This is a genomic window from Streptomyces pseudovenezuelae, assembly GCF_001513955.1.
In the GTDB taxonomy this organism is placed as follows: Bacteria; Actinomycetota; Actinomycetes; order Streptomycetales; family Streptomycetaceae; genus Streptomyces; species Streptomyces pseudovenezuelae.
In genome coordinates, this window is record NZ_KQ948144.1 from 1605195 (window position 1) to 1628465 (window position 23271).

22 protein-coding genes are annotated in these 23271 nt (G+C 71.0%); 11 read left to right on the top strand and 11 right to left on the bottom strand.

The genetic code is table 11. From position 1 onward, the window contains the following. Positions 1-14: 14 nt before the first annotated feature. Both AQI94_RS07105 and AQI94_RS07110 read left to right on the top strand, forming a co-directional pair. Positions 15-2114 carry a carbon starvation CstA family protein gene (locus AQI94_RS07105; RefSeq protein WP_225890156.1) on the top strand — a complete coding sequence of 700 codons (2100 nt, stop codon included), beginning with the start codon at positions 15-17 and terminating at the stop codon, positions 2112-2114. Further along, positions 2111-2317: a YbdD/YjiX family protein gene (locus AQI94_RS07110; RefSeq protein ID WP_051832242.1), complete on the top strand. Its 207-nt coding sequence runs from the start codon at positions 2111-2113 to the stop codon at positions 2315-2317. Before AQI94_RS07105 ends, AQI94_RS07110 begins: the two co-directional genes overlap by 4 nt. 48 nt (positions 2318-2365) lie before the next feature. Here the strand turns inward: AQI94_RS07110 and AQI94_RS07115 are convergent, their stop codons facing one another. After that, positions 2366-3163: an SURF1 family cytochrome oxidase biogenesis protein gene (locus AQI94_RS07115; RefSeq protein WP_031046218.1), complete on the bottom strand. Its 798-nt coding sequence runs from the start codon at positions 3161-3163 to the stop codon at positions 2366-2368. Positions 3164-3289: 126 nt separating this feature from the next. Here AQI94_RS07115 and AQI94_RS07120 point away from each other — a divergent pair, with 126 nt between their 5' ends. Beyond that, positions 3290-3538, top strand: coding sequence for a hypothetical protein (locus AQI94_RS07120; RefSeq protein WP_031046215.1), 249 nt, complete (start codon positions 3290-3292; stop codon positions 3536-3538). 45 nt (positions 3539-3583) lie between these two features. Here AQI94_RS07120 and AQI94_RS07125 read toward each other — a convergent pair whose 3' ends face one another. After that, on the bottom strand, positions 3584-4570 hold the full coding sequence (locus tag AQI94_RS07125; RefSeq protein ID WP_031046213.1) for a DEDDh family exonuclease: 987 nt from the start codon (positions 4568-4570) through the stop codon (positions 3584-3586). Positions 4571-4658: 88 nt separating this feature from the next. Here AQI94_RS07125 and AQI94_RS07130 point away from each other — a divergent pair, with 88 nt between their 5' ends. The 4 genes from AQI94_RS07130 to AQI94_RS07145 all read left to right on the top strand — a co-directional run bounded on the left by AQI94_RS07130 (position 4659) and on the right by AQI94_RS07145 (position 8251). Continuing rightward, positions 4659-5384 (top strand): VIT1/CCC1 transporter family protein, encoded by a 726-nt coding sequence (locus AQI94_RS07130; RefSeq protein WP_031046211.1) that lies wholly within the window; start codon positions 4659-4661, stop codon positions 5382-5384. Positions 5385-5580: 196 nt separating this feature from the next. Further along, positions 5581-6447, top strand: a complete 867-nt coding sequence (locus AQI94_RS07135) for a sterol desaturase family protein (protein ID WP_031046209.1) — start codon at positions 5581-5583, stop codon at positions 6445-6447. A 2-nt stretch (positions 6448-6449) separates the two neighbouring features. Beyond that, on the top strand, positions 6450-7172 hold the full coding sequence (locus tag AQI94_RS07140) for a lysoplasmalogenase (RefSeq protein ID WP_031046207.1): 723 nt from the start codon (positions 6450-6452) through the stop codon (positions 7170-7172). Between the two features lie 35 nt (positions 7173-7207). Continuing rightward, positions 7208-8251 (top strand): zinc-dependent alcohol dehydrogenase family protein, encoded by a 1044-nt coding sequence (locus tag AQI94_RS07145; RefSeq protein ID WP_031046202.1) that lies wholly within the window; start codon positions 7208-7210, stop codon positions 8249-8251. A 3-nt stretch (positions 8252-8254) separates the two neighbouring features. On the opposite strand, the gene AQI94_RS07150 is transcribed toward AQI94_RS07145, so the two are convergent. From AQI94_RS07150 to AQI94_RS07165, 4 genes are all read right to left on the bottom strand, one after another. Continuing rightward, positions 8255-9262: a CopD family protein gene (locus AQI94_RS07150; protein WP_062229632.1), complete on the bottom strand. Its 1008-nt coding sequence runs from the start codon at positions 9260-9262 to the stop codon at positions 8255-8257. Positions 9263-9373: 111 nt separating this feature from the next. Then, entirely contained in the window at positions 9374-10705 is a 1332-nt protein-coding gene (locus AQI94_RS07155; protein WP_031053363.1) for a CoA transferase, read from the bottom strand. A gap of 61 nt (positions 10706-10766) precedes the next feature. Then, positions 10767-12332, bottom strand: coding sequence for a S8 family peptidase (locus AQI94_RS07160; protein WP_062229633.1), 1566 nt, complete (start codon positions 12330-12332; stop codon positions 10767-10769). Positions 12333-12414: 82 nt separating this feature from the next. Next, positions 12415-13944, bottom strand: coding sequence for a S8 family serine peptidase (locus AQI94_RS07165; RefSeq protein WP_031045447.1), 1530 nt, complete (start codon positions 13942-13944; stop codon positions 12415-12417). Between the two features lie 253 nt (positions 13945-14197). Here AQI94_RS07165 and AQI94_RS07170 point away from each other — a divergent pair, with 253 nt between their 5' ends. From AQI94_RS07170 to moaA, 3 genes are all read left to right on the top strand, one after another. After that, complete coding sequence (locus AQI94_RS07170; protein ID WP_031045450.1) at positions 14198-14554, top strand: DUF485 domain-containing protein; 357 nt, start codon at positions 14198-14200, stop codon at positions 14552-14554. After that, positions 14551-16170: a solute symporter family protein gene (locus AQI94_RS07175; protein ID WP_031045453.1), complete on the top strand. Its 1620-nt coding sequence runs from the start codon at positions 14551-14553 to the stop codon at positions 16168-16170. Before AQI94_RS07170 ends, AQI94_RS07175 begins: the two co-directional genes overlap by 4 nt. Before the next feature lie 157 nt (positions 16171-16327). Beyond that, positions 16328-17317, top strand: coding sequence for a GTP 3',8-cyclase MoaA (moaA, locus tag AQI94_RS07180; RefSeq protein ID WP_031045456.1), 990 nt, complete (start codon positions 16328-16330; stop codon positions 17315-17317). 86 nt (positions 17318-17403) lie between these two features. On the opposite strand, the gene AQI94_RS07185 is transcribed toward moaA, so the two are convergent. Then, positions 17404-17622: a hypothetical protein gene (locus tag AQI94_RS07185; RefSeq protein WP_031045457.1), complete on the bottom strand. Its 219-nt coding sequence runs from the start codon at positions 17620-17622 to the stop codon at positions 17404-17406. Between the two features lie 190 nt (positions 17623-17812). Continuing rightward, the gene (locus AQI94_RS07190) at positions 17813-18211 is read right to left on the bottom strand and encodes a DUF3099 domain-containing protein (RefSeq protein WP_031045459.1); all 399 of its coding nucleotides are present in this window, start codon (positions 18209-18211) and stop codon (positions 17813-17815) included. Between the two features lie 246 nt (positions 18212-18457). On the opposite strand from AQI94_RS07190, the gene AQI94_RS07195 reads away from it, so the two are divergent. After that, a complete protein-coding gene (locus tag AQI94_RS07195; protein ID WP_031045460.1) occupies positions 18458-18736 on the top strand; it encodes a GlsB/YeaQ/YmgE family stress response membrane protein in 279 nt (92 codons plus the stop codon). Positions 18737-18796: 60 nt separating this feature from the next. Here the strand turns inward: AQI94_RS07195 and tyrS are convergent, their stop codons facing one another. The 3 genes from tyrS to AQI94_RS07210 are packed head-to-tail and all read right to left on the bottom strand — an operon-like array spanning position 18797 to position 23037. After that, the gene (tyrS, locus tag AQI94_RS07200) at positions 18797-20065 is read right to left on the bottom strand and encodes a tyrosine--tRNA ligase (RefSeq protein WP_031045461.1); all 1269 of its coding nucleotides are present in this window, start codon (positions 20063-20065) and stop codon (positions 18797-18799) included. 57 nt (positions 20066-20122) lie between these two features. Beyond that, positions 20123-21517, bottom strand: a complete 1395-nt coding sequence (locus AQI94_RS07205; RefSeq protein ID WP_031045462.1) for a metallopeptidase TldD-related protein — start codon at positions 21515-21517, stop codon at positions 20123-20125. Continuing rightward, complete coding sequence (locus AQI94_RS07210) at positions 21514-23037, bottom strand: TldD/PmbA family protein (RefSeq protein WP_031045463.1); 1524 nt, start codon at positions 23035-23037, stop codon at positions 21514-21516. The genes AQI94_RS07205 and AQI94_RS07210 overlap by 4 nt, the downstream gene beginning before the upstream one ends. Positions 23038-23271: the final 234 nt, after the last annotated feature.

Here is a 23271-nt window from a genome sequence, read left to right on the forward strand (position 1 = left end):
CTGAAAAATCACGAATGTCACCTCGATCGATGCTTCTGTGGGCCGTCGTCGCGCTGCTCGGCGCGGTCGCCTGGGGTGTGCTGGCGCTGGCCCGGGGCGAGCGGATCTCCGCGGTCTGGCTGGTGGTCGCCGCGCTCGGCTCGTACGCGATCGCCTACCGCTTCTACTCCCGCTTCCTCGCCCGCCGCGTCCTGGAACCGGACGACCGCCGCGCCACCCCGGCCGAACGCCTGGAGGACGGCGTCGACTTCCACCCCACCGACAAGCGGGTGCTCCTCGGCCACCACTTCGCGGCCATCGCGGGCGCCGGACCGCTGGTGGGCCCGGTCCTGGCGGCCCAGATGGGCTACCTGCCGGGCACGCTGTGGATCGTCGCCGGAGTGATCTTCGCGGGCGCGGTGCAGGACATGGTGGTCCTCTTCCTGTCCATGCGCCGGGACGGCACGTCGCTCGGGCAGATGGCCCGGGACGAGATCGGCCGGGCGGGCGGGGCGGCCGCGCTGGTCGCGGTCTTCGCCATCATGATCATCCTGCTGGGCGTGCTGGCCCTGGTCGTGGTCAACGCCCTCGCGCATTCCCCCTGGGGCACCTTCTCGGTGGCGATGACGATCCCGATCGCCCTGTTCATGGGTTTCTGGCTGCACCGCATCCGCCCCGGCCGGGTCGTGGAGACCAGCTTCATCGGCGTCGCGCTGCTCCTGATGGCGATCGTCGGCGGCAGCTGGGTCCAGAACTCCTCGCTGGCCTCCGCCTTCACCCTCAGCCCGACGACCCTGGTCTTCTGCCTGGTCGGCTACGGCTTCGTGGCGTCCGTCCTCCCGGTCTGGATGCTCCTGGCGCCCCGCGACTACCTCTCCACCTTCATGAAGATCGGCACCATCGCGCTGCTCGCGGTGGGGGTCGTGGTCGCCGCCCCGGTGCTGCGCGCGGACGCGGTCAGCGACTTCGCGACCTCGGGCGCCGGGCCGGTCTTCGCGGGCTCCCTGTTCCCCTTCCTGTTCATCACCATCGCGTGCGGCGCGCTGTCCGGCTTCCACGCACTGGTGTCCTCGGGCACCACACCGAAGCTGATCCGGAAGGAGTCGCAGGTCCGGCTCATCGGCTACGGCGCCATGCTGATGGAGTCGTTCGTCGCGATCATGGCGCTGATCGCGGCGGCGACGCTGGAGCCCGGCCTCTACTACGCGATGAACGCCCCGGCCGGACTCCTGGGCACGACGGTCGAGTCGGCCTCGCACGCGGTGGCGGGCCTCGGCTTCACCATCACGCCCGACCAGCTGACGCAGGCCGCAAAAGCGGTCGAGGAACAGTCGCTGATCGCCCGCTCCGGTGGCGCCCCGACCCTCGCGGTCGGCATGTCGGAGATCTTCTCCGGGGTGTTCGGCGGGACCGCGATGAAGGCCTTCTGGTACCACTTCGCGATCATGTTCGAGGCGCTGTTCATCCTGACGACGGTGGACGCCGGCACCCGGGTCGGGCGCTTCATGCTCCAGGACATGCTCGGCAACGTGTGGAAGCCGGTCGGCCGGGTCAACTGGAAGCCCGGCATCTGGCTGTGCAGCGGGCTGGTCGTGGCGGCCTGGGGCTACTTCCTCCACTCCGGCGCGACCGATCCCCTGGGCGGGATCAACCAGCTCTTCCCGCTCTTCGGCATCGCGAACCAGCTGCTGGCCGCGATCGCGCTGACCGTGTGCACGACGGTCCTCGTCAAGTCGGGGAAGCTGCGGTGGGCGTGGGTCACGGGGGTGCCGCTGGCCTGGGTGGTCGCGATCACCTTCACCGCGGGCTGGCAGAAGATCTTCTCCGCAGATCCGCGGGTCGGGTTCTTCGCCCAGCGGTTCAGGTACGCGGACGGCATCGACGCGGGCCGGGTGCTCGCGCCCGCCAGGACGCCGGCCGACATGCACACGGTGGTCACCAACTCCACGGTCGACGGGGTGCTGATCGCCCTGTTCCTGCTGCTGGTCGCGGTCGTGATCGTCAACGCGGGGATCGTGTGCGTACGGGCCGTACGGGCGCCGGGAAGGCTGCCGACCACCGAGGCGCCGTACGTCGAGTCACGGCTCGACGTGCCCGAGCGGGCCGGGGAGGGTCTCGTGGGAGTGCGCCCGTGACCAGGGCCTTGGGCGCTGCCGTACGGCGGTGGGCGCGAGGCGTCCGCTGGTACCTGCGGGAGCTGACCGGGGAGGCGGAGTACGACCGCTACCGCGAACGGCAGCTGCACCGGCACCCGCTCGCACCCGTACCGACCCGGCGGGAGTACGAGGTGCTGCGCGCACGGCATCGGGAGGCCCATCCGCAGGGGCGGTGCTGTTGATGGCGCTGCGCTGACGTCGCCGGGGCGGACCGGGGGCGGGCCGGTGGGTCACACCGCGGCCGGCTCCGCCTCCGCGGCGTCCTCCTGCTCCGCCTTCTCCCGGCGGTCGCGGAGCTCGCGCCGCACGAGGACGACCCACCCGATCGGAACGCCGACCGAGAACAGCCACCACTGGATGGCGTAGGCGTAGTTCAGCGCGGCGTCCTCCTTGCCCGGGTTGCCGCCGATCAGTTCCGGGCTGTCCCCCTTCGGCTCGGGCGCCGTCTGGGCGATGTACCCGCCGAGCACGGTGGCCCCGAGCCGCTCGGCCTCCTGCTCGCTGTTGATCAGCATGACCTGCCGGTCCGGCAGCCCCTTGAGGTTCTTGATGCCGCTCGCCGCGGTCGTCTCGTCGGGCATCAGCCGCCCGGTGACGGTGATCTCGCCCTTCGGGGGAGCGGGGACCTCGGGGAACGCGGTCTGGCTCGGACCGTTCGCCGGGATCCAGCCCCGGTTGACCAGCAGCACCTTGCCGTCGTCGAGGACGAAGGGGGTCAGGACGTGGTAGCCGACCTCGTCGTCGGAGTTGGTGCGGCGCCGGACGACGACCTCGTCGTCGGGGTCGAAGTGCCCGTTCGCGGTCACCCTGCGGTACCGGTCGTGGGTGGTGACCGCGTGTCCGGGCGAGGTCATCCGCTCCACGGGCACCGGTGTCGCGGACAGCGCGTCGGCGACCAGTTGGTTGCGGGCGGTGCGCGTCTCGTAGCGGTGCATCTGCCAGATGCCCAGCCTGATCATCGTGGGGATGAGGAGGAGGGCGACCAGCGTGAGGATCACCCACTGCCGGGACAACAGGAAGCGGTACACCCCACGACCGTACAACTCGGACCGCGGAGCCTTCCCACAGGGGTGCGCTCACCTCCGTCGCCGACGCCCACCCGGGGGGACCCTGTCGGCTTGCGGGGGCCGCCACCGCCCCTGACGATTCGGCTTATGACACGTTGCGAAGTGTGTGGGAACGACTACGAGCTGGCGTTCACCGTCGAGACCCGGGACGGGGCACGCCACGTCTTCGACTCGTTCGCCTGCGCGATCCACCGCATGGCACCCATCTGCGAGCACTGCCGGGTGCAGATCATCGGCCAGGGCGTCGAGGTGGACGGCCACTGGTTCTGCGGCGCGCACTGCGCCCGCGCGGAGGGCAAGGCCGGCATCGTGGACAAGGTCGGCTCGGCGGTGTGACCGACGCCGGGCCGACCTGTGCGGACAGGGCGGTGAGGGCCTCGGTCATCCCCGCGACGCGGGTTCCACATCCCGCAGAAGCTGCCCGAAGGCCGCCTCGTCGACGACCGGTGTGCCGAACTGCCGGGCCTTGACCACCTTGGACGTGCCCGAGTCCGGGTCGTTGGTGACGAGCAGGCTGGTCAGCCGGGAGATGCTGGTCGCGACATGCAGCCCGGCCTCGATCGCACGGTCCTCCAGCAGGTCGCGCTCGATCGAGGTGTCTCCGGAGAAGGCGATCCGCATGCCCTGTTTGAGGGGTTTGCCGTCCTCGTACCGCCCCGGGTTGGGGTAGGGGCACGCGGGCCGCTTGCGGGTGGGCCGCCAACTGGTGGCCCGGTAACCGCCGTAGCCGCCCGCCGACTGCCGGGGCACCGCCCGGTCCGTCCACTCGGTCAGCGGCCGGCACTCGTGCAGCGGCAGCCGCACACTGCGCGCGGCGGCGGCCCGCAGGCTCGGCCGGAAGGCCTCCGCGAGCACGCGCGCGTCGTCGAGGGCATGGTGCGCGCGCTGCTGTACGACGCCGAAGTGGGCCGCCAGCGACTCCAGCTTGTGGTTGGGCAGCGGCAGGTCGAGCTCCTTCGACAGGACGATGGTGCACAGCCGCTGACTCACCGGCGCCACCCGGCCCGCGCGCGCGTACTCGCGGGCGATCATCTGCCAGTCGAAGACGGCGTTGTGCGCCACGAGCACCCGGCCGTCGAGGCGGGCCGAGAACTCGTCGGCGATGTCCTGGAAGAGAGGGGCGCCGTCGAGTGCGTCGCTCGTCAGCCCGTGGATCCACACGGGGCCCGGGTCGCGCTCCGGATTGACCAGCGTGTACCAGTGGTCCTCGACCTCTCCGCGGGCGTCAAGTCGGTAGACGGCCGCGGAGATTATCCGGTCGTCGCGGGCCAGGCCGGTGGTCTCCACGTCGACGACCGCGTATCCCTGCGGATACGCGGTCGGCCACGCTGTGGGGGAGGACGCTGCGGTCGTCTGGTCATCGAGCATGGTTCACGAGGATACGGGCCGCGACTGACAGTCCCTCACGGCGGCGTCGGTACGCGGCTCGCGGCGACCGGGGTGCGATCCTCCGGGGATGACCGAAGAGGGTGTGAGTGGACCGGCGCACGGCGAGGCGCACGGCGGTGGGCTCGGCGCCCGCCTCAACTGGCTGCGCGCCGCCGTCCTCGGCGCGAACGACGGCATCGTCTCCACGGCGGGCCTCGTCGTCGGTGTGGCCGGCGCGACGAGCGACCGCGCGGCGTTGCTGACCGCGGGTCTGGCGGGCCTGCTGGCCGGCTCGATGTCCATGGCGGCCGGGGAGTACGTGTCCGTGTCGACCCAGCGCGACTCCGAGATGGCCGCGCTGGCCATGGAGAAACGAGAACTCCGCGAACAGCCCGAGGCGGAGCTGGAGGAGTTGACGCAGCTTCTGGAGGAACGCGGCCTGTCCCGGGACGTGGCCCGTGAGGCGGCGGAGCAGCTGACGGAACGTGACGCGCTCCGGGCGCACGCGCGCGTGGAACTCGGCATCGACCCGGACGAACTCACGAACCCGTGGCACGCGGCCTGGGCGAGCTTCCTGGCGTTCACGGCCGGGGCGTTGCTGCCCCTGCTCGCCATCGTGCTGCCCCCGTCGGGCTGGCGGGTGCCGGTGACCGTGGTGTCGGTGGTGGCGGCGTTGGTGCTGACGGGGTGGAGCAGTGCGCGCTTGGGGGCGGCGGCGCCCGGGCGGGCGGTGGCGCGGAATGTCGGGGGCGGGCTGTTGGCGATGGGGGTCACTTACGGGGTCGGGCTGCTGTTGGGGGCGGCGGGGATTTAGCGCAGGGCGGCCCGCGAGCTCCCGGTGCCGCTCCTGGCGGCCAAGTCGTCGACCAGCCCGCGCAGTTGATCGGCGAGGGCGGACCACCCGTTGGCGTCCCTTGGCGGAGATCGCCAAGAAGCAAGCGCGTACCACTGGAAATACTTGTGGGTAACAACGTCTAGCCGCGCCCGACCGGCGGTTCTACGGTGCACGCATGCCGAACCTCCCCGACGTCGTGGTCTGGTCCATACCCGCCTTCGTGCTGCTCACCGTCATCGAGATCATCAGCGTCCGCATCCATCCGGACGAGGACGCGGCCGGCTACGAGACGAAGGACGCCGCCACCAGCATCGGCATGGGTCTCGGCAGCCTCTTCTTCGACTTCTTCTGGAAGATCCCGATCGTCGCGATCTACACCGCTCTGTACGAGTTCACCCCGCTCCGCGTCCCCGTCCTGTGGTGGACGGTCCCGCTGATGCTGCTCGGGCAGGACTTCTTCTACTACTGGTCCCACCGCGGCCACCACGTCATCCGCGTCCTGTGGGCCTGCCACGTCGTCCACCACTCCAGCGAGAAGTTCAACCTCACCACGGCGCTGCGCCAGCCCTGGACGACCCTGACCGTCTGGCCGTTCTACGTCCCCCTCGTCGCCGCCGGCGTCCACCCGGCCGCGCTCGCCTTCTGCTCCTCCGCGAACCTCGTCTACCAGTTCTGGATCCACACCGAACGCATCGACAAGATGCCCCGGTGGTTCGAGTTCGTCTTCAACACCCCGTCCCACCACCGCGTCCACCACGCGTCCCAGGGCGGCTACCTGGACCGCAACTTCGGCGGCATCCTCATCGTCTGGGACCGGCTCTTCGGCTCGTTCGTCGCCGAGACCGAACGGCCCGTCTACGGGTTGACCAAGAACATCAACACGTTCAACCCGATCAAGGTGGCCACCCACGAGTACGTAGCGATCATCAAGGACGTCAAGAGGGCACGGAGTTGGCGTGAGCGTGCGGGACGCGTCTTCAGGGGCCCGGGCTGGGCACCGGCGCCGCTGCCGGAGCCGGCCGAGGAATCCGTGCCCGCGTGAGAATGCCGAGCACCCACGGAACCCGTCACGCACTCCTCACGGTCTTCGCCCTCACCGTGGTCGTGGACCTCACCTCCCTGGCCGTCGGCTTCACCCCCGGCCACACCGTCGCCAAGCCGCTCCTGATGCCCCTCCTGGCCGCGTACTGCGTCACGTCCGGGGCGCCCCGGCTCCTGGTCGGCGCCCTCCTGTGCGGCTGGGGCGGCGACGTGCTCCTGCTCTCCGACGCCGACCCCGCCTTCCTCGCCGGCATGGCCTCCTTCGCGGCCGGCCATGTTTGCTACCTCGCGCTCTTCCAGGCGTACGGCAGCCCCCGCGCGCGGGCCGGCCTCCTCGCGCCCGCCTACGCCACCGCCCTCGTCGGCACCGTCGTAGCCCTGTGGCCGGACCTGCCCGCCGGACTGCGCGTGCCCGTGGCCGGCTACAGCGTGCTGCTCACGACGATGGCGTGCGCCTCGGCCGTGCGGTTCGGGGCGCTCACCGGACTCGGCGGGGCCCTCTTCCTCCTGTCGGACACCCTCATCGCGACCGGCGTCGCCGACTGGCCCCAGCTCCCACGGCCCGAATTCTGGATCATGCTCACGTATGTCGCCGCGCAGTTCCTGCTGGCCAGTGGCACAACCCGAGCCCTCGAAGCGCGCCCGGGACCGATGGCGACGTACGGTGAGGTGCGCTCGACCGAGCGCGCGACCAAGCGTCCGACCCCGCGCTCGACCACCCCCTGAGCGCTGCCAGACCCCGCACGAGAAGGACCCCCGCCATGCGCGCCACCACCATCCACGCCCCCTACGACATGCGCGTGGAGGACGTGCCCGAGCCCGTGGTGCAACTGCCCACCGACGCCGTGCTCCGGGTGCTGCGCGCCTGCATCTGCGGCAGCGACCTGTGGGCCTACCGAGGCGAGGCGGCGCGGCGGCCGGGGCAGCGGATCGGCCACGAGTTCCTCGGCGTCGTCGAGGAGACCGGCTCCGAGGTCGCCACCCTCAAGCGGGGCGACCTCGTCGTCGCGCCCTTCATGTGGTCGGACGGCGTGTGCGACTACTGCCGCGAGGGCCTGACCACCTCCTGCGAGCACGGCGGATTCTGGGGTTCCGTCGGCTACGACGGCGGCCAGGGCGAGGCCGTCCGCGTCCCCTTCGCCGACGGGACCCTCGTACGCCTGCCCAAGGAGGCGGCCTCCGACGACCGCCTGCTGTCCTCCCTGCTGACCCTCTCCGACGTCCTGGGCACCGGGCACCACGCGGCCCTCGGCGCCGGAGCCCGCCCGGGCGCCACGGTCGCCGTCGTCGGCGACGGAGCCGTCGGCCTGTGTGCGGTGCTCGCCGCCAAGCGGCTCGGCGCCGAACGCGTCATCGCCCTGGGGCGCCACCAGGTCCGCACCGACATCGCGCGCCGGTTCGGCGCCACCGACGTGGTCGCCGAGCGCGGGGACGCGGCCGTCGAGGCCGTCCGTGAACTCACCCGAGGCCAGGGCGCGCACGCCGTCGTCGAGGCGGTCGGCACCGAACAGTCCATGCGCACGGCGGTCGGCATCACCCGCGACGGCGGCGCCATCGGCTTCGTCGGCGTGCCGCACGGCAGCGGCACCGGCCTCGACCTCAGTGTCATGTTCGACCGGAACATCGCCCTGCGCGGCGGCGTCGCCCCGGTCCGCGCCTACATTCCCGACCTGCTCCCCGACGTCCTGGACGGCACCGTCGACGCCTCACCCGTCTTCGACATGACCGTCGACCTGGAGGGCGTCCCCGCCGGCTACAAGGCGATGGACGAACGCACCGCGCTCAAGGTCCTCGTCACCGACTAGCGGTCACCAGCGGATCGGCAGCGGCAGCGCCGTCAGCAGCCCCGACACCACGACCACCAGCCCCAGGGCGACGACCTCCACGCGCGCGGGCGCGCAGGCGGTCAGGGGGTCGGAGGCGCGCCGCAGCCGGGTCCGCGCCCACAGGGCGAGCGCGGCGACGACCACCACGAGGAGCACCTTGGCGAGCAGAGTGCGCCCGTAGGCCGTGTCCGTCAGCTGGTCCATGACCGTGCCGGGCGGCATCCGGCGCAGCGAACTCCACACACCGGTCGCGGAGACGGCGGCGAGCAGCCAGGCGGCCACCCGCGCGTAGAGTCCGAGCAGTGCCGCGCCCGGCTCCCCGGGGCCCCAACGTCGCAGTGTCCGCAGCACGTGCAGCAGTCCGCCCGCCCACAGCGCCGCGCACGTCAGGTGGACCACCGTCAGCCCGGCGCCGACCAGCGGACCGTGCTCCGTCGCGGGATGCGCGCGCAGGGCCTCCGCCACCACCACGGCGGACAGCGGCCACAGTTGGAGGGCCGGACGGCCTGAGCGGGCACACAGACCGGCGATCAGGAACGCGTTGACCTCCAGCAGGGCCACCTGGCCGTCCCGCGTCGCGTACAGGCCGCCGACATCGATCTCGGAGAGGCTGTGGGGCACCAGGTTGCCGGTCGCCACGACCGACGCCAGGCCCAGCGCGGCGAGGAACCCGGCGGCGGCCGCGCAGGGAGCCCAGGAGCGCGGAGCGGACGGCGGAGCGCCGGGCACCGAGCGGGCCCGCCGGCCCGCGAACAGCTCGCCCAGCGGCACACACAACGCCGCGAACAGCACCGTCCGCAGCAGGGCCACCCCACCGGTGCCGGGCGCGGCGGCCTCCCCGGTGCCGTGCAGCGCGGCGGACGGCCCGAACGACGGAATCGCCACGGCCAGGACAGCCAGGCCGAGGACGGCGACCGCCCGGCCGGTGCCGGGACGCCGCGAGGGGTCGTGCGCGTCGGTCACCTCGGAGGTGCGTCCGGTCAAGGTCACCCCACGATCTTCACCACGACGGACAGAACCGGGCAACTGCAGGGAAACAAGTGGTGGTACGGCATTCCACCCATAAGGACGTCTCCGCTGCCGCTCCTGGTTCAGGCCCGCTCAGAGCCAGCGCGCGGCGTCCGTCCCCCACGGCACCGGAGGCCGGCTCCAGTCCGCCGGACCGTCCTCGAAACAGACCGGCGACAGCGCGTACCGCAGCCGTCCCAGCGCGCTGTCCGTCTGCGTCAACCAAGGTTCCGGGCCGTCGTAGGAGTCGCTCTCGGCGGTCGCCGCGGCCAGGGCGTCCGTGCCGTCCACACCGTCCGTCAGCCATCGGGCCGTGCGCGCGAGCGCCAGCCGCACGAACCGGCTGCCGCCCTCGTCCGACTGCTCGGTCAGCGCCCGCAACACGGCCGCCGCCAGCAGATAGCCCGTCCCGTGGTCGAGGGCCTGCGCGGGCAGCGCGCCCGGCCGTTCCGCCGAACCCTCCAGCGCCGCGATCCCGGTGGCCGCCTGGACGAGACTGTCGAAGCCCCGCCGTTCACGCCAGGGCCCGTACGCGCCCCATGCCGACAACTGCGCCACGACCACCCCGGGCCGCCGCTCCGCCAGTGCCTCGGCGGACAGCCCGAACCGGTCCAGGGCGCCGGGCCGGTACCCGGTGACGACCACGTCCGCCGCCGCGAGCAGTTCCTCGAAGGTCTGCCGGTCGGCGGCCAGGTCGAGCGTCGCCGACCGCTTCCCGAGGCCGGTGTCGGCGTGCTGGTCCGGCAGTTCGGGCAGCCGGGGCGCGTCCAGGCGCAGGACGTCCGCGCCGAGCAGGGCGAGCGTGCGGGTGGCGACCGGGCCGGCGAGCACCCGTGTCAGGTCCAGGACGCGCAGACCGGCCGCCGGCAGCAGGGGAGAGGTGTCCAGCGGTGCGAGGGCACGCGCGCGTGCCGTGTCCAGTCGCCCCTGTTCGACCAGTGGCCGTTTCGCCACCTCGGCGGCCTGCGGGTGCGCGGCCCACTCCTCGGGGGAGCGCAGGGCCACGGCGAGACCCCCGGCCGCGTGCACGGCTTCCTCGACGTCCAGGGCGGACCGCTCGGCGAGCGCCGCTTCGACGGCCGCCGCGTCCTCGCCCACCCCCAGTGCGGCGAGCAGCCGCGCCCGGTGGTGCGGGTAGTTCGCGTGGGTGCGGACCCAGCCGTCCGCCGTCCGCCAGAACCGGGACAGCGGTGCGAAGTTGACCGGCGCGCGACCATTGATCAACAGATGACGCTCGCTCAGGAAAGCGGTGGCGACCGCCCCGTCGTCCACGCGCGCCGCCGGCACCTCGGCGAGCCCGGCCCGCCGTGCCGCGAGTCCGGCGGCGGCCAGCGCGCACTCGGCGACACAGGTCCGTGCCAGCTTCTGCACGGGAAGGCGCCCCTGAAGAGCGCCCTCCCGCACCACGAACTTGATTCCAGTCATGACTGCACTATGCAGTATTGACTGAATCAACATATGGACGATTCTTGATCGCCCTGTACCGCTACTTCGTCACGGCGTCCAGCGCGTCCACCGTTCCCCAGCCGTAGAAGCCGTTGCGGTTCTTGGACCCCTCGCACACCGCGTCGACCTTGCCGTCGCCGTTGATGTCGTACGGGTCGGTGCACGGCGTGGCGTCGGCCTCGGCGTACAGCAGCGCCTTCACCAGGGCGGGCGGGGCGTACGGGTGCGTCGACTTGATCAGGGCGGCCACGGCCGCGACGTGCGGCGAGGCCATCGACGTACCCGCCATGTAGCCCCACTTGCCGCCGGGCAGCGTGCCCAGGATCAGCCCGCTGGTCGCGGGCGGCGCGGGTGTCTGGTACGCCGTCGAGTCACCGCCGGGCGCGGCGACGTCGATGACACCCAGGCCGTGGTTGGAGAAGGACGACTTGATGCCCTTGGCGCCGGTCGCCGCGACCGTCACCACACCCGGCAGCTGGGTCGGTATGTCGAAGCACTCCGACGGGTCGACGACCCGGTCCGAGGGCGTGCCGTCGTTCGGCGAGACCGGGTCGGTGATCTCGTCCGCCGCGAGGTCGTAGTTCTCGTTGCCAGCCGCGGCGACATTGACCACGCCGCGCTTCTCCGCGTACCGAGAGGCCCGGGTGACCGCGTCCACGAGGGCCTTCTGGTCCGGGTCGTCGGTGCAGTTGAAGTACCACGGGTCGGTGTAATAGCTGTTGTTGGTGACGTCGACGCCGTGCGTGGCCGCCCACATGAAGCCGCAGACCACGGCCTCCGTGTAGAAGTAACCGGCGGTGGTCGCCACCTTGATGCCCGCCACCTTCACGCCGGGTGCCACACCCGTCATGCCGACGCCGTTCTTGGCGGCCGCGATCTCACCGGCCACGTGGGTGCCGTGCGGGCTCTCCTCGGCGCTCGGCCGCCATGCCCCGTCGGCGGTGTCCGGCTTGCCCGTCACGCAGTTGACCGAGGCGGCCCGGTCGAAGTTCGGCGCGAGGTCCGGGTGGGTGTCGTCGACGCCGGTGTCGATCACGGCGACGGTGACCTTGCTGCTGCCGAGCGACTTCTCGTGCGCCTTGTCCGCCTTGATGGCGGGCAGGTCCCACTGCAACGACTCCAGCGGGTCCTGGCCGGCTGCCGCGGCGGTCCGCGCGGCGGCCATCTGCGCCGAACTGAGCGCCTTCGGCGTACCCTCGTCGGTCGTCGACTGCGCGGGCAGCGGCGCGTTGCGCGTGTTGCCCGCCGACTCGACCCCGCGGACCTTGCGGATCGTCCTGGCGAAGTCGGGGTTCGACGAGTGGACGACGATCACGCCGATCTGGTCGTACGACGTCACGATCGTGCCGCCGGCCTTGCCGATGGCCTTCTTCACCTGGGCGGAAGGGCCGTGCCCGGCACGGACGTTGACGACGTAGCTGAGCGGCGTCCCGTCCGCGGCGGCGGAGGCGAGGGCGTCGCCGACGGCGCCGGGGCTGACGGCGGCGGTGCCGGACAGGCCGGTCGCGGACGCCGTGGCGCCCGGCAGGAACGCCATGGCCGTCGCGACGGCCATACCGAGCGGGATCGCGAGCGTGCGCCGACAGCGCGGATGAGGCCCAGTCATGATGCGAATCTCTCCAGTTCGTTCTCGGTACGAGCGGTCCGTGCGGAGGGTGCGGGTCGGGCGAAGTCGCGGGAGCAGCGGGTCACTTGACCGCGCGCAGCGCGTTGACGATGCCGAAGCCGTAGAACCCGTTGACCCGGGCGCCGCCCTCGCACACCGCGTCCTGCGTGCCGTCGCCGTCCTGGTCGTAGGACGCGGGGCAGCTCGTGGCGTTCGCCTGCGCCTTGAGCAGCGCCTGGAGCTGGGCCGGACTCGCCTTGGGATGCGTCGACTTCAGCAGCGCGGCGACACCCGCGGCGTGCGGCGAGGCCATCGAGGTGCCCTGGAGGAAGCCGTACTGGCCGTTCGGCAGGGTCGACAGGATGCGGCCGTTCTGCGACGGCGTGTCCGGGATCTGGTAGAGCCGGTCACCACCGGGGGCCGCGACGTCGATGACGCCCTTGCCGTACGAGGAGTAGTACGACTTGAGGTTCTTGACGCCCGTCGCGCTGACCGTGACGACACCGGGCAGCTGCGTCGGCACGTCGAAGCACTCGTGCGGATCGATGGTCCGCTCCACGGGTGTCGAGTCGTCGGGGCTCGACGCGTCGACGATCGCGTCGGAGTCCAGGTCGTCGTTGGAGTTGCCCGCCGACGCCAGGCTGAGCGTGCCCTTCTTCTGCGCGTACTGCTGTGCCCTGTTGACCGAATCAACAATGGCCCGCTGATCCGGATCGTCCATGCAGTTGTACAGCCATGGATCAACGTAGTAGCTGTTGTTCGTGATCTCGACGCCGTGGTCGGCCGCGAACACGAAGGCGCACACGACGCTCTCGGGATAGAAGAGGCCGTTGCTCCGGTCGGTCACATTGATGGCCGCCACCTTCACGCCGGGCGCGACCCCGGCCACGCCGATGCCGTTGCGGGCCGCGGCGATCTCACCGGCCACGTGCGTGCCGTGGTAGTCGTCCGCGGTGTACGGCCGCCAGGCGCCCGCGCTGGTGTCGGGGACACCGCCGTCGCAGTTGGCCGACTGGGCGGCGGAGAAGTTCGGCGCGATGTCCGGGTGGGTGTCGTCGACGCCGGTGTCGATCACGGCGACGGTCACCTTGCGGCTGCCCGGGTTGATCTTGGCGGCCTTGTCGGCGCCTATCGCGCGCAGGTCCCACTGGTCGGCCTCAAGGGGCTCGCTGTCCGGCGCCGCGGCGGAGGCCCCGGCGACCTTCGCGGCCTGCGCGGCCGAGAGGACCTGGACCGCGCCCTCGTCCGTCGTGCCCGCCGGGGCCAGCGGCGCGGTGCGGGTGGCGCCGGCCGACTGCACCCCGCGCACTGTGCGGATCTTCTGGGCGAAGTCCGGGGCGGAGGAGCGGACGACGATCACGCCGATCTTCTCGTACGCGATCACGATGGTGCCGCCGGCCGACGGTATCGCCTTCTTCACCGACGCGATCGTGCGGTGGTCCAGCTTGGTGTTGACGACGTACGACAGGTGCGTCGCGTCCTCGGTCTGAGCCGTGGCCGGCGCGGAGGGCGCGGCCGAGGCAGCCGACGGCAGGAAGCCGAGCGAGGCCGTCAGGGACAGTACGACGGGCACGGCGAGCGCCAGGCTGCGTCTGGAACGCGGCTGGGACATGGGGTCTCCACATCATCCGGAAACGAAACCGGCCCGAGACACAGGTGTCGCTCGGGCAGGTACATGACGGGTGGTGCAGGCCGAAGCTATCTCCCGAAGTCGCTGGCCAGCAATGACTTCCCCAAGGTGAGTTCGGAAAGAAGCAAAGCGAGTTGAACCGGGGCCAGCGCGGCGCCGTGACCTTGAACAGGGAACGCGAGGACACTCGCCCCCGATCCCCGTCACAACCGCACCCGCAACGCGAGGAGACTCCGTGGCCACCGACGCACCGCCACCCTCGAAAGAGACGCACAAACTCCCCACCACCGAGGAGTTCACCGAGGTGCAGGAGAGCGCGGAGTTCGGTGAACTGCGCCACTCCTACCGCTCCTTCGCCTTTCCGCTGACCGTCGGCTTCATCGCCTGGTACCTGCTGTACGTCCTGCTGTCGAACTACGCGGGCGACTTCATGGGCACCAAGCTCTTCGGCAACATCAACGTGGCCCTGGTCCTGGGCCTCGCGCAGTTCCTGACCACGTTCCTCATCGCCTGGTGGTACTCGCGCGTGGCCGCCGCCAAGTTCGACCCCAAGGCCGAGGCGATCAAGTCCCGGATGGAGGGCGGCGCATGAGCCCCGCGATCACCCTGGCGGCCGGCGAGGCCAGCGAGCACCGGCCGCTGATCATCAGCCTGTTCGCGGTCTTCGTCGTCGCGACCCTGGTCATCACGGTCTGGGCCGGACGCCAGACCAAGGACGCCTCCGACTTCTACGCGGGCGGCCGCCAGTTCACCGGCTTCCAGAACGGCCTCGCCGTCTCCGGCGACTACATGTCCGCCGCGTCCTTCCTCGGCATCGCGGGCGCCATCGCCCTCTTCGGCTACGACGGCTTCCTCTACTCCGTGGGCTTCCTGGTCGCCTGGCTCGTCGCCCTGCTCCTGGTCGCCGAACCGCTGCGCAACTCCGGCCGCTACACGATGGGTGACGTCCTCGCGTACCGGATGCGCCAGCGCCCGGTCCGCACCGCGGCCGGCACCTCCACCATCGTCGTCTCGATCTTCTACCTGCTGGCCCAGATGGCGGGCGCGGGCGTCCTGGTCTCGCTGCTGCTCGGCATCACCAGCGACGCCGGCAAGATCGGCGTCGTCGCCCTGGTCGGCGTCCTGATGATCGTGTACGTCACCATCGGCGGCATGAAGGGCACCACCTGGGTCCAGATGGTCAAGGCCGTGCTGCTGATCGCCGGCGCGCTGCTGCTGACCTTCCTGGTGCTGCTGAAGTTCAACTTCAACCTCTCCGACCTGCTCGGCTCGGCCGCCGACAACAGCGGCAAGGGCGCGGCCTTCCTGGAGCCGGGCCTGAAGTACGGCGCCACCGGCACCACCAAGCTGGACTTCATCTCGCTCGGCATCGCCCTGGTCCTCGGCACCGCCGGACTGCCGCACATCCTGATCCGCTTCTACACAGTGCCCACCGCCAAGGCCGCCCGTAAGTCGGTCATCTGGGCCATCGGCCTCATCGGCGCCTTCTACCTGATGACCCTCGCCCTCGGCTTCGGAGCCGCGGCCCTCATCAAGCCGGACGAGATCATCGCCTCCAACAAGGCGGGCAACACCGCGGCGCCCCTGCTGGCCCTGCATCTGGGCGGCGTCGACTCCAACTGGGGCGCGATCCTGCTGGCCACCATCTCGGCCGTCGCCTTCGCCACCATCCTCGCGGTCGTCGCCGGCCTCACCCTGGCCTCGTCCTCGTCCTTCGCGCACGACATCTACGCGAACGTCATCAAGCGTGGTCAGGCCACCGAGAAGCAGGAGATGAGCGCTGCCCGCTGGGCGACCGTCGGCATCGGCGCCGTCTCCATCCTGCTGGGCGCCCTCGCCCGCGACCTCAACGTCGCCGGCCTCGTCGCCCTCGCCTTCGCGGTCGCCGCCTCGGCAAACCTGCCGACGATCATCTACAGCCTCTTCTGGAAGCGGTTCACCACCTCCGGCGCCCTGTGGTCGATCTACGGCGGCCTCGTCACGGCGGTCGGCCTGGTGCTGTTCTCGCCGGTCGTCTCCGGCAAGCCCAGCTCGATGTTCCCGGACGTCGACTTCCACTGGTTCCCGCTGGAGAACCCGGGCATCATCTCGATCCCGGTCGGCTTCCTGCTCGGCATCATCGGCACCTACCTCTCCAAGGAGGAGCCGGACAAGGCGAAGTACGCGGAGCTGGAGGTCCGGTCGCTGACCGGCACCGGCGCCCACTGACCCGCGCCCTGAAGCGGCCGCCTCGTAGATCTCTACGACGCGGCCGCTTCGTACGTCGTGGGATCGGGCACTGTCGTTGTCAGTGACGTCACGTAGGCTCGCAAGTGACGGAAACCGATGGATTCGGCACTGATCCGCGACGAGGGAGGGGGCCCACGTGCTCATCGACACCTATGGCCGGGTGGCCACCGACCTGCGAGTCTCGCTGACCGACCGCTGCAACCTGCGCTGCACGTACTGCATGCCGGAAGAAGGCCTGCAGTGGCTGGCCAAGCCGGACCTGCTCACCGACGACGAGATCGTCCGCCTGATCGACATCGCCGTCACCTCCCTGGGGATCGAGGAGGTCCGCTTCACCGGCGGCGAGCCCCTGCTGCGTCCCGGCCTGGTCGGGATCGTCGAGCGCGTCGCCGCCCTGGACCCGCGCCCCCAGATGTCCCTCACCACCAACGGCATCGGCCTCAAGCGCACCGCGCAGGCCCTGAAGGCGGCGGGCCTCGACCGGGTCAACGTCTCGCTGGACACCCTGCGCCCGGACGTCTTCAAGACCCTGACCCGCCGCGACCGTCACAAGGATGTCCTGGAGGGTCTGGACGCCGCCCGCGAGGCGGGCCTGACCCCGGTCAAGGTGAACTCCGTCCTGATGCCGGGACTCAACGACGACGAGGCCCCCGACCTCCTCGCCTGGGCGGTCGAGCACGACTACGAACTGCGCTTCATCGAGCAGATGCCCCTGGACGCCCAGCACGGCTGGAAGCGCGACGGCATGATCACCGCCGGGGACATCCTGGCCTCCCTGCGCACCCGCTTCGAGCTCACCGAGGAGGGGGCGGACAAGCGCGGATCGGCTCCCGCGGAGCGCTGGATCGTCGACGGCGGCCCGCATGTGGTCGGCGTCATCGCCTCGGTCACCCGCCCGTTCTGCGCGGCCTGCGACCGCACCCGCCTCACGGCCGACGGCCAGATACGCACCTGCCTGTTCGCCCGCGAGGAGACGGACCTGCGAGCGGCCCTGCGCTCCGACGCCGGCGACGAGGAGATCGCCCGTATCTGGCGCGAGGCGATGTGGGGCAAGAAGGCCGGCGCGGGCCTGGACGACCCGACATTCGTCCAGCCGGACCGCCCGATGTCCGCGATCGGAGGCTAGGCCCTGTCGTTCGGATCAGCCCGGCGTCGCTCGCGTCGGCAGAAAAGCACCGCACCTCACGGCCGGCCTGATCCAAACGACAGGCCCTAGGCCCCTTCGGGCGCCTGCCAGTCCTCGAACTTCACGACGTCCTTGAGGAAGCCCCGCACTCCGAGGAACTGCGACAGATGCTCCCGGTGCTCCTCACAGGCCAGCCAGGTCTTCCGCCGCTCCGGCGTGTGCAGCTTCGGGTTGTTCCACGCGAGCACCCACACGGCGTCGGCACGGCAGCCCTTCGCGGAGCAGATCGGGGTCTCGTCACTCACGGATTTCGTCTCACCAGCAGGGGGAAAAGGCGACGCCGAGCAGCCACGGGGGGAGCTGCCCGGCGTCGGTCTGTCGCTCCGACGGGGGATGCGGAGCGCGTACGAAGTATGTCACGGGTAACCCTTGGCCCGGCACTGGAACAACATGATTGATCTGAGCTTTTCTTGAGCTTGGTGACCGGAGGACCTGTCACGTCCGCTCGCGCGGTTCGCCCCGGGCGCCCGACGCCGCTCCGCCCGCCCCGTCTTCCGGCACGGGTTCCGCGAAGTCCTCGTCGGCCCCCGGCGGCATGATCATCGGCCGGGCCGGAGCCGTCACGAAGGTCGACGGCAGCGAGGGCGCGTTCTCCCGCCCCGCGTTGGCGATGACGACGGCGATATACGGCAGAACCGCCCCCAGCACCAGCGCGACGATCGCGACGTGCCGTTCGACGTTCCAGAGGGTGGCCGCGAGCACCACGGAAATCGTACGGACCGTCATCGAGATGACGTACCGGCGCTGACGCCCGCGCACGTCCTCCTGAAGGCTCGTGCGGGCTCCGGTGATCCGGAACACCTGGGCGCCGCCGCCACCATGTTGCTTCCGCATCACATTCCACCATCCGCCCGCTTCGGACTGCTCCCGGCTCCGCGTCCGCTCCGTACCCGGTGGAGGTATCGGACCCGGACAGCTTCCACGGTACGCCGCGCCTGCGCCGCCTACGAGACCGGGTCACCTCCCGCCCGGACCAACGGGCTCGCCCAGGGCACGTACGGCCGCACCCGACATGCGGCGTAGTGCGAACGGACCGACACTGGCCGTAATGCTCACGTAGAGCCGTACGAGGAGGCAGCCATGGGCTGGTTGTGGGCGATCATCGTGGGATTCGTGCTGGGCCTGATCGCGAAGGCGATCATCCCCGGCAAGCAGCACAGTCCCCTCTGGCTGACGACCATCTTCGGCATGCTCGGCGCCATCGCCGGCAACGCCATGGCGCGCGGGTTCGGCGTGGAGGAGACCCCCGGCATCGACTGGAGCCGCCACGTCTTCCAGCTCATCGCCGCGATCATCATCGTCGCCGTCGGCGACATGCTCTACATGGCGACGCTGGGCAAGCGCAAACACCGGACCTGACAGCCCGTACGACGAAGGGGGCGCCCCCCGAGGAGGCGCCCCCTTCCGCCGTGTCCGGACCTAGGCGGACGTGACCTCGACCGCGGCCAGGTTCTTCTTGCCCCGGCGCAGCACCAGCCAGCGACCGTGCAGCAGGTCCTCCTTGGCGGGGACGGCGTCCTCGGCCGCGACCTTGACGTTGTTCACGTAGGCCCCGCCCTCCTTCACCGTCCGCCGCGCGGCCGACTTGCTGGCCACCAGTCCGACCTCGGCGAACAGGTCCACCACGGCACCGAGCTCGGCGACCCGGACGTGCGGCACCTCGGAGAGCGCCGCGGTCAGCGTCCGCTCGTCCAGCTCCGCCAGCTCGCCCTGCCCGAAGAGAGCCTTCGAAGCCGCGATCACCGCGGCCGTCTGGTCCGCGCCGTGCACCAGCGTCGTCAGCTCCTCCGCCAGCGCCCGCTGGGCGGCCCGGGCCTGCGGCCGCTCCTCGGTCTGCTTCTCCAGCTCCTCCAGCTCCTCGCGGGACCTGAAGGACAGGATGCGCATGTACGTCGAGATGTCCCGGTCGTCCACGTTCAGCCAGAACTGGTAGAACGCGTACGGCGTCGTCATCTCCGGGTCGAGCCAGACGGCGCCGCCCTCGGTCTTGCCGAACTTGGTGCCGTCCGCCTTGACCATCAGCGGCGTCGCCAGACAGTGCACCGACGCGTCGGGCTCCAGGCGGTGGATCAGGTCGAGGCCCGCCGTCAGGTTGCCCCACTGGTCGCTGCCGCCCTGCTGGAGCGTGCAGCCGTGCCGCCGGTACAGCTCCAGGAAGTCCATGCCCTGGAGCAGCTGGTAGCTGAACTCCGTGTAGCTGATGCCCTCCTGGGACTCCAGCCGGCGCGCGACCGAGTCCTTGGTGAGCATCTTGTTGACGCGGAAGTGCTTGCCGATGTCCCGCAGGAACTCGATGGCCGACATGCCGGCCGTCCAGTCCAGGTTGTTCACCATGACCGCGGCGTTCTCGCCCTCGAAGGACAGGAACGGCTCGATCTGCCCGCGCAGCCGGGTCACCCAGTTCGCGACCGTCTCCGGGTCGTTCAGCGTGCGCTCGGCCGTGGGGCGCGGGTCGCCGATCTGGCCGGTCGCCCCGCCCACCAGCGCCAGCGGGCGCAGGCCCGCCTGCTGGAGCCGGCGCATGGTGAGGACCTGCACCAGGTGACCGACGTGCAGACTGGCCGCGGTCGGGTCGAAACCGCAATAGAAGGTGACGGGACCGTCCGCGAGCGCCTTGCGCAAAGCGTCCTCGTCAGTGGACAGGGCCCACAGCCCACGCCACTTCAGCTCGTCGACGATGTCCGTCACGGTTCTCGCATCTCCTCGGAAAATCCTCGGGCAGCCGAACGGCTACCGGCTACGAGGTTATACGCCCTGGCTGACAGAGCTCATATTGAAGTCGGGCACCCGCAGCGCGGGCATCGCGGCCCTGGTGAACCAGTCGCTCCACTCCCGCGGCAGCGTCTTCTCCGTCCGCCCCGCCTCCGTCGCCCGCCCGAGCAGACCGACCGGCGACTCGTTGAACCGGAAGTTGTTGACCTCGCCCGTCACCTCGCCGTTCTCGACGAGGTACACACCGTCGCGGGTCAGCCCGGTCAGCAGCAGTGTGGCCGGGTCGACCTCGCGGATGTACCAGAGGCAGGTCAGCAGCAGCCCGCGCGTGGTGTTGGCGACCATCTCCTCCAGGGAGAGGTCCTGGCCGCCGTCCAAAATCAGGTTGCCGATCGCCGGGGCGACGGCGAGCCCGGTCAGGCCCGCGCTGTGCCGGGTGGTGGTCAGATGCGCCAGCGTGCCCTGCCGTACCCACTCGGTCGCCCCGACCGGAAGGCCGTTGTCGAACACCGACTGGTCGCCCCCGGAGGAGTGCGCGACCACGAACGGCGCGGTCTCCAGACCCGGCTCGTTCGGGTCGCTGCGCAGGGTCAGCGGGAGATCGGTGAGCGACTCGCCGACCCGGGTGCCGCCGCCGGGCTTGGAGAACACCGTCCGCCCCTCGACCGCGTCCCGGCCCGAGGCCGACCACAGCTGGTAGATCAGCAGGTCCGCGACCGCGGTCGGCGGCAGCAGCGTCTCGTACCGCCCCGCGGGCAGCGGGACGCGCCGCTCGGCCCATCCGAGGCGTACGGCGAGCTCGGCGTCCAGCGCCGCCGGGTCGACGTCCTTGAAGTCCCGCGTGGAGCGTCCGGCCCAGGCCGAGCGGGTACGGTCCGGCGACTTGGCGTTGAGCTCCAGCGTGCCGTTGGGCTGGTCGTGGCGCAGCCGAAGCCCCGTGGACGTGCCCAGGTACGTCGACACCAACTCGTGGTTGGCGAAGCCGTACAGCTCACGGCCGCCCGCACGCGCGCGTGCGAAGGACTCGCCGAGCGCCGGCGCGAAGTCGGCGAAGACCGCCGAGGAGGTCTCCACGGGTGCGTCCGTGAAGTCCGGGGACTCCGGTACGCCCGTGACCAGCGGCTGGGCGTCCTCGGCGGGCCCGGCACCGCGGGCGGCGGCCTCGGCGGCCCGCACCAGCGGCTCCAGCTCGTCCGCGGTCACCGCGGACCGGGAGACCACCCCGGAGGCGGTGCCCTCCTTGCCGTCGACGGTCGCGACGACCGTGAGCGTGCGCCCGCGCGTGACGCCGTTCGTGGTGAGCGCGTTGCCGGCCCAGCGCAGGTTGGCGGTCGACTGCTCGTCGGCGATGACGACACAGCCGTCCGCCCGCGACAGTGCGAGGGCCCGCTCGACGATCTCGTGCGGCTTGTTGGTGCGGGCGCTCATCGACCGGCCTCCTGCGTGGTGTTGAGGATGTTGACGCCCTTGAAGAGGGCCGAGGGGCAGCCGTGCGACACGGCCGCGACCTGGCCCGGCTGGGCCTTGCCGCAGTTGAAGGCGCCGCCGAGGACATAGGTCTGCGGGCCGCCCACCGCGGCCATCGAGCCCCAGAAGTCGGTGGTGGTGGCCTGGTAGGCGACGTCCCGCAGCTGCCCGGCGATCCGCCCGTTCTCGATCCTGAAGAACCGCTGGCCGGTGAACTGGAAGTTGTAGCGCTGCATGTCGATCGACCAGGACCGGTCCCCGACGACGTAGATCCCGCGGTCCACGCTGCCGATGAGATCCTCCGTGGACAGACCCGCCGGGTCCGGCTGGAGCGACACGTTGGCCATGCGCTGCACCGGGACATGCCCGGGGGAGTCGGCGTAGGCGCACCCGTTGGACCGCTCGAAGCCGGTCAGCCTCGCGATCCGCCGGTCCAGCTGGTAGCCGACGAGGGTGCCGTCCTTCACCAGGTCCCAGGACTGGCCCGCGACGCCCTCGTCGTCGTAGCCGATGGTCGCGAGGCCGTGCTCGGCGGTGCGGTCACCGGTGACGTTCATCAGCTCGGAGCCGTAGCGCAGCTTGCCGAGCTGGTCGAAGGTGGCGAAGGAGGTGCCGGCGTAGGCGGCCTCGTAGCCGAGGGCGCGGTCCAGCTCGGTGGCGTGGCCGATGGACTCGTGGATGGTCAGCCACAGGTTGGACGGGTCGACGACGAGGTCGTACAGACCCGCCTCGACACTGGGCGCCCGCATCTTCTCGGCGAGCAGCTCCGGGATCTGCTCCAGCTCGCTCTCCCAGTCCCAGCCGGTGCCGGTCAGGTACTCCCAGCCGCGTCCGACCGGCGGCGCGACGGTCCGCATGGAGTCGAACTCGCCGCTGGACTCGTCGACCGAGACCGCCGTCAGCTGCGGGTGCAGCCGGACCCGCTGCTGTGTGGTGACCGTGCCCGCGGTGTCGGCGTAGAACTTGTTCTCGTGCACGGTGAGCAGCGAGGCGTCGACGTGGTTGACGCCGTTCGCCGCCAGCAGCCGCGCGCTCCAGTCCGCGAGCAGCGCCGCCTTCTCCTCGTCGGGCACGGAGAACGGATCGATCTCGTACGAGGAGATCCACGTACGGTCGTCGTGCACGGGCTCGTCGGCGAGCTCGACCCGCTCGTCGGAGCCGGCCGCCCGGATCACCTGCGCGGAGAGCTTCGCCATGGCCACGGCCTGCGAGGCGACCTTGGCGGCGGCGTCCATGGTCAGATCCACACCCGACGCGAAGCCCCAGGTCCCGCCGTGCACCACCCGCACCGCGTACCCGAGGTCGGTGGTGTCCGAGGACCCGGACGGCTTGGCGTCCCTGACCCGCCAGGACGCGCTGCGCACCCGCTCGAACCGGAAGTCCGCGTGCTCGGCGCCGAGCGCACGCGCGCGTGCCAGCGCGGCGTCGGCGAGGGCACGTAGGGGAAGCGCAGTGAAGGCTTCGTCGATCGTATGAGGCACCTGGGTCTCTTCCTGTCGGCATGAGGGTGGGCGACGGCTGCTCCGATCATGTCGCGGCGACCGGTGCGCGGACCACACGTTTGTGACCGCCGCCGGCAACTTTCTGTAGGGACCCGACAGCGAGTCCCGGAAGCCACTGTCGGTGCCCGAATGTCCTCCGGCGGGACCGGCCCGATAGGTTTTCGGAGAAGCCGCCTGCCATCCAGGGTGTTCGGGCGGGTGTGTCAGACCCCA